4 protein-coding genes are annotated in these 6,008 nt (G+C 60.6%); 1 reads left to right on the top strand and 3 read right to left on the bottom strand.

Going from position 1 to position 6,008, the window contains the following annotated elements:
* Positions 1-87: 87 nt before the first annotated feature.
* The 3 genes from ACW9I6_RS29965 to secA all read right to left on the bottom strand — a co-directional run bounded on the left by ACW9I6_RS29965 (position 88) and on the right by secA (position 5,149).
* Positions 88-1,032 carry a Nudix family hydrolase gene (locus ACW9I6_RS29965; RefSeq protein WP_102369787.1) on the bottom strand — a complete coding sequence of 315 codons (945 nt, stop codon included), beginning with the start codon at positions 1,030-1,032 and terminating at the stop codon, positions 88-90.
* Positions 1,033-1,073: 41 nt separating this feature from the next.
* Positions 1,074-2,291, bottom strand: coding sequence for a bifunctional glutamate N-acetyltransferase/amino-acid acetyltransferase ArgJ (gene argJ, locus ACW9I6_RS29970; protein ID WP_008432361.1), 1,218 nt, complete (start codon positions 2,289-2,291; stop codon positions 1,074-1,076).
* Positions 2,292-2,413: 122 nt separating this feature from the next.
* On the bottom strand, positions 2,414-5,149 hold the full coding sequence (secA, locus tag ACW9I6_RS29975; RefSeq protein ID WP_087693541.1) for a preprotein translocase subunit SecA: 2,736 nt from the start codon (positions 5,147-5,149) through the stop codon (positions 2,414-2,416).
* A gap of 305 nt (positions 5,150-5,454) precedes the next feature.
* On the opposite strand from secA, the gene ACW9I6_RS29980 reads away from it, so the two are divergent.
* Positions 5,455-5,910: a DUF721 domain-containing protein gene (locus ACW9I6_RS29980; protein WP_008432358.1), complete on the top strand. Its 456-nt coding sequence runs from the start codon at positions 5,455-5,457 to the stop codon at positions 5,908-5,910.
* Positions 5,911-6,008: the final 98 nt, after the last annotated feature.

A 6,008-nucleotide genomic window follows, 5' to 3' on the forward strand; every position in this document is an offset into this window, starting at 1 on the left:
CCCCAAAAAAGCGGGAGCGCTGCGCACTCCAGCGGGAGCAAGCTCCCTCGCCACAACAGCTCCCCTGGCCACTCGCCAGGGTTATGCCTAAACCTCAGGCCAGAACGCCCGAATCCCCGCCACACCTTGAGCACCAGCCTCCCAGGCCTTTTCCCGCTCAGCAGGACCCACCCCACCGAGCAAGAACACCGGTTTGCTGAACCCACTGATCAACTGCTGTGCCTGCTCCCAGCCCAACGGCTCGGCATCAGGATGAGTCTGGGTCGGCTGCACCGGCGACAAGGTGACGAAATCCACGTCCATCAACTCCGCCAAGGCTAATTCCTCAGCATTGTGGCAAGACGCCGCCAACCAGCGATCCTTCGGCAAAGGACGTCCCTTGCTGGCGTACTTGCGCAGTTGCGCCGAGGTCATATGCCAGCCGGCCGCGGGAAAATCCCCCAGCCATTCAAACGGCCCCTTGAGCATCAGTTGCGCCTTGCCCGCACACAGGCCCACGGCATCCACCGCCAGGTCACGGTACTTGGGGTCGTAACCGTTGGGGGCACGCAGCTGAACCAGCTTGATGCCACCAGCGATGGCTTTTTGAATACCGCGCAGCAGGACGGGTGTCTCCAGCTCGCCCGGAGTGATCAAGTAGTCAGCCGGTAAACGCGCCGCCGCAACGATCGGCGCATTGGCTGCCGGAAACTCATAGTTCGGCAGGTCCCGCTGGGCCACCCACTCAAGGGGTTGGCCTTCGGCACCGTGGGGCTCGCCGGTAAAGGCCGAGACTTCCCAGACATCCAGCAACACCTGTTTGTCCGGGTAATCATGCTGCACCTTGATCAACGGGCGAGCCGCCGTGACCTGGATGCCCAGCTCCTCCTGCAATTCACGGGACAGCGCGGTAGCGACCGACTCATCGGCCTCCACCTTGCCACCGGGAAACTCCCAGAGGCCGCCCTGATGCTGGGTATCGGCGCGGCGCGCCAGCAGAATCCTGCCGTCGACACCCCGGATGACCGCTGCTGCTACATGAACTCGTTTCACCGCACTATTTCCTCTGAATCGGTTTGAAGACCTACCTGGTATCAGGTGCGGTATTCCGCGTTGATCTTCACGTACTCGTGGGACAGGTCGGTGGTCCAGATGGTTTCGCTGCACTCACCGCGACCCAATTCGATACGGATGGTGATTTCTTCCTGCTGCATCACCGCCGAACCCTGGGCTTCGGTGTACGTCTCGGCCCGGGCGCCACGGCTGGCGATGCACACTTCGCCGAGGAACACGTCGATCTTGCTCACGTCCAGGTTCGGCACGCCGGCACGGCCCACAGCGGCCAGGATACGGCCCCAGTTCGGGTCGGAGGCAAACAGCGCGGTCTTGATCAGCGGCGAGTGAGCCACGGTGTAACCGACATCCAGGCATTCCTGGTGGTTACCGCCGCCGTTGACTTCAACCGTCACAAACTTGGTGGCGCCTTCGCCGTCGCGCACGATGGCCTGGGCCACGTCCATGCACACTTCGAACACCGCCTGCTTCAACGCGGCGAAATACGCGCCGTTGGACGAGGTGATTTCCGGCAGGTCAGCCTGGCCGGTGGCGATCAACATGCAGCAATCGTTGGTCGAGGTGTCGCCGTCGATGGTGATGCGGTTGAAGGACTTGTTGGCGCCGTCGAGCATCAGGTTTTGCAGCACGTCACGGGAGACTTTGGCGTCGGTGGCGATATAGCCCAGCATGGTCGCCATGTTCGGGCGAATCATGCCGGCGCCTTTGCTGATGCCCGTGACGGTAACGGTCACGCCTTCGTGCACAAACTGACGGCTGGCGCCTTTTGGCAGGGTGTCGGTGGTCATGATCCCGGTAGCCGCAGCCGCCCAGTTATCCACCGACAGGTCATCCAGCGCTGCTTGCAGCGCGCCTTCGATTTTCTCTACCGGCAGCGGCTCACCGATCACGCCGGTGGAGTACGGCAGCACCTGGCTGGCCTCCACGCCGGTCAGCTCCGCCAGCTTGGCGCAGGTGCGGGCAGCGGCGGCCAGGCCAGGCTCGCCGGTCCCGGCGTTGGCATTGCCGGTGTTGGTCAACAGGTAACGCACCGGGCCTTCGACACGCTGCTTGGCCAGAATCACGGGCGCGGCGCAAAACGCGTTCAGGGTGAACACACCCGCGACGGTCGAGCCTTCGGCACAGCGCATCACCACCACATCCTTGCGCCCCGGGCGCTTGATGCCCGCCGAAGCGATACCGAGTTCAAAACCGGCAACCGGGTGCAACGTGGGCAAAGGACCAAGACCAACAGCCATGAATGCGCTCCTAAAAATATTGGGTGTGTACCCCGTCGCTATCGACGGTGACGAAATGGCAAAACGCCGCGACGGCTGATGCCGGTCGCGGCGCGGGGGTGTTGCAGCGTCAGGCGAAAATCTTAGTTGATTTCGCCGTGGCAGTGTTTGAACTTCTTGCCCGAACCGCACCAGCACAGTTCGTTGCGGCCCAGCTTCTGTTCGTTGCGCACCGGGGCCTGGGCCAGGGCCACATCGACCTCTTCGCCCAATACTTCCGGAGCCTCAAGACCAGGCGCTTCGTCGTGCTGGAACTGCATACGCGCAGCCAGTGCCTCGGCTTCCTGACGCAGGCGGGCTTCTTCCTCGATCGGGTCTTCGCGACGCACCTGAACGTGGGACAGCACACGAATCGAATCGCGCTTGATCGAATCCAGCAGTTCGGAGAACAGCGTGAACGACTCGCGCTTGTACTCCTGCTTCGGGTTCTTCTGGGCGTAGCCGCGCAAGTGGATGCCGTGACGCAGGTGGTCCATGGTCGACAGGTGGTCTTTCCACAGGTCGTCCAGCACGCGCAGTACGATTTGCTTCTCGAAGGTGCGCAGTGCTTCGGCACTCGCCTGCTCTTCTTTCTCGTTGTAAGCGGCCAGCAGCTCGGTCATGAGCTTCTCGCGCAGGGTTTCTTCGTACAGGTGGTCGTCTTCGTCGAGCCATTGCTGGACCGGCAAGTCGACACCGAAGTCGCTCTTCAACGCAGCTTCCAGGCCGGCAACATCCCACTGCTCAGGCAGGGACTGTGGCGGGATATGGGCGCTGACGGTGGCGTTGAGCACGTCCTGGCGGAAATCGGCAATGGTCTCGCCGATGTTGGTGGCAGCCAACAAACTGTTACGCATGTGATAAATCACTTTACGCTGTTCGTTGTTGACGTCATCGAACTCGAGCAGTTGCTTACGAATGTCGAAGTTACGGCCTTCTACCTTGCGCTGGGCCTTCTCGATGGCGTTTGTCACCATGCGGTGTTCAATCGCCTCACCGGACTGCATGCCCAGGGCTTTCATGAAGTTCTTCACCCGATCCGAGGCGAAGATGCGCATCAGGCTGTCTTCCAGGGACAGGTAGAAACGGCTGGAACCGGCGTCACCCTGACGACCGGCACGACCACGCAGTTGGTTGTCGATACGGCGCGATTCGTGACGCTCGGACGCGATCACCTGCAAGCCGCCGGACTCCAGCACTTGCTGGTGGCGCTTCTGCCAGTCGGCCTTGATCTGCGCGATCTGCTCAGGGGTCGGGTTGTCCAGGGACGCAACTTCCACTTCCCAGTTACCGCCCAACAGGATGTCGGTACCACGACCGGCCATGTTGGTGGCGATGGTCAGTGCGCCCGGGCGACCGGCCTGGGCAATGATCTCGGCTTCTTTTTCGTGGAACTTGGCGTTGAGGACCTTGTGCTCGATGCCTTCCTTGGCCAGCAAGCTGGACATGTGCTCGGAAGTTTCGATGGTGGCAGTACCCACCAGCACTGGACGGCCCTGGGCCATGCATTCCTTGATGTCGGCGACGATTGCAGCGTATTTCTCGTCGGCGGTCAGGAACACCAGGTCGTTGAAGTCTTTACGCGCCAGCGGCTTGTTCGGCGGGATAACCATCACCGACAGACCGTAGATCTGGTGGAATTCGAACGCTTCGGTGTCGGCTGTACCGGTCATGCCGGACAGCTTGTTGTACAGACGGAAGTAGTTCTGGAAGGTGGTCGAGGCCAGGGTCTGGCTTTCAGCCTGGATGTTCAGGACTTCCTTGGCTTCGATCGCCTGGTGCAGGCCTTCCGACAAACGGCGACCCGGCATGGTACGACCGGTGTGTTCGTCGACCAGTACGACCTGGCCGTCCTGCACGATGTATTCAACGTTGCGATGGAACAGCTTGTGGGCGCGCAGACCGGCATATACGTGGGTCAACAGGCCCAGGTTGTGCGCCGAGTACAGGCTCTCGCCTTCGGCCAACAGGCCGATCTGGGTCAGCATGTCTTCGACGAACTGGTGACCGGCTTCGTTGAGTTCGACCTGGCGGGTCTTCTCGTCGATGGTGAAGTGACCTTCTTTGGTCACCACGCCTTCCACTTCCTCGATGTGTTGCTCAAGGCGCGGGATCAGCTTGTTGATCTCGGTGTACAGGCGCGAGCTGTCCTCGGCTTGACCGGAGATGATCAGCGGGGTACGGGCTTCGTCGATCAGGATGGAGTCGACTTCGTCGATCACGGCAAAATTGAGTTCGCGCTGGAATTTTTCTTCCATGCTGAACGCCATGTTGTCGCGCAGGTAGTCGAAACCGAATTCGTTGTTGGTACCGTAGGTGATGTCGGCAGCGTAGGCGGCGCGCTTCTCTTCCGGCGGCTGGAACGGCGTGACAACGCCGACCGTCAGGCCGAGGAATTCGTACAGCGGACGCATCCAGTTGGCATCCCGGCGGGCGAGGTAGTCGTTCACCGTCACAACGTGCACGCCCTTGCCGGACAATGCGTTGAGGTAAACGCCCAGGGTAGCTACCAGGGTCTTGCCTTCACCGGTACGCATTTCGGCAATCATGCCTTCATGCAAGGTCATGCCGCCGATCAACTGGACGTCGAAGTGGCGCATGCCCATGACACGCTTACCGGCTTCACGGGCGACCGCAAAGGCTTCGGGAAGCAGCTTGTCGAGGGTTTCACCTTTGGCTATGCGGGCCTTGAACTCTTCGGTCTTGGCGCGCAATTGCTCGTCCGAAAGGGCAACCATCTGCTCTTCGAAGGCATTGACCAGCTGCACCGTCTTGAGCATGCGTTTGACTTCGCGCTCATTCTTGCTTCCAAAAAGTTTCTTTAACAAAGGCGCAAACATATCGGCAGGTTCTTCCACACATAGGGATGGAGGGCGCCCCGTGAGTCGCCCGAGCAGCCCTCACGGCCGCATGCGAACGAGCATTCTACCCGGAAACGTGGGTGAGGAAAGTGGCGTTATTCCACGATGCTGGCACGGCGCTCTTGGAGGGCTTGTTTAAAATAAGGGCTTTTTGCTGAACTTCAACCCATTCGGGTAATAAGTTACTCGTTGATTTAATGGATAAACTGCCGGTAATGCAATGGCGGCGGTGTCGCAGACGCTTTCTGCTACCATGGCCTCTCTGTTACTTAAGGTGTCTAGTCATGGCATTTCGCCCTCTTACGGCCCGAGCTCCCGCCGTGTTGCTTCGCGAAGCCAAGCCTTTAAAAGCCATCTTCGGCCATGCGCAACGCCTTGGTCATCTGCAACGCCTGGTAGAAAGCCAACTGCAGCCCGCCGCCCGCGAACACTGCCATGTGGCCTCGTGGCGCGAGGGCAATCTGCTGCTGATCGTCACCGACGGCCATTGGGCGACGCGCCTGCGCTACCAGCAGAAACGTTTGCAGCGCCAATTGATGGCCTTCGACGAATTCGCCAGCCTGACGCGCATCCAGTTCAAGGTGCAACCGCCGACCGTGCCGCAAGGTGCGGTGGGGCACACGATGGATTTGTCGGAAATCGCCGCCGAAACCATTCAGGCCACGGCAGACGGGATTACCGATCCGAACTTACGCGCTGCGCTGGAGCGGCTGGCCGCTCACGCCAAACCCAAAACCTGAGACCCGGCGCAGAACCAAGTGTGGGAGCGGGCTTGCTCGCGAATACGGTGTAACAGGCGCCCGAGCCGTTTGACTATCCCCCCCCTTTTCGAACCAAA

The sequence above is a fragment of the Pseudomonas sp. SDO5522_S412 genome (assembly GCF_054071215.1).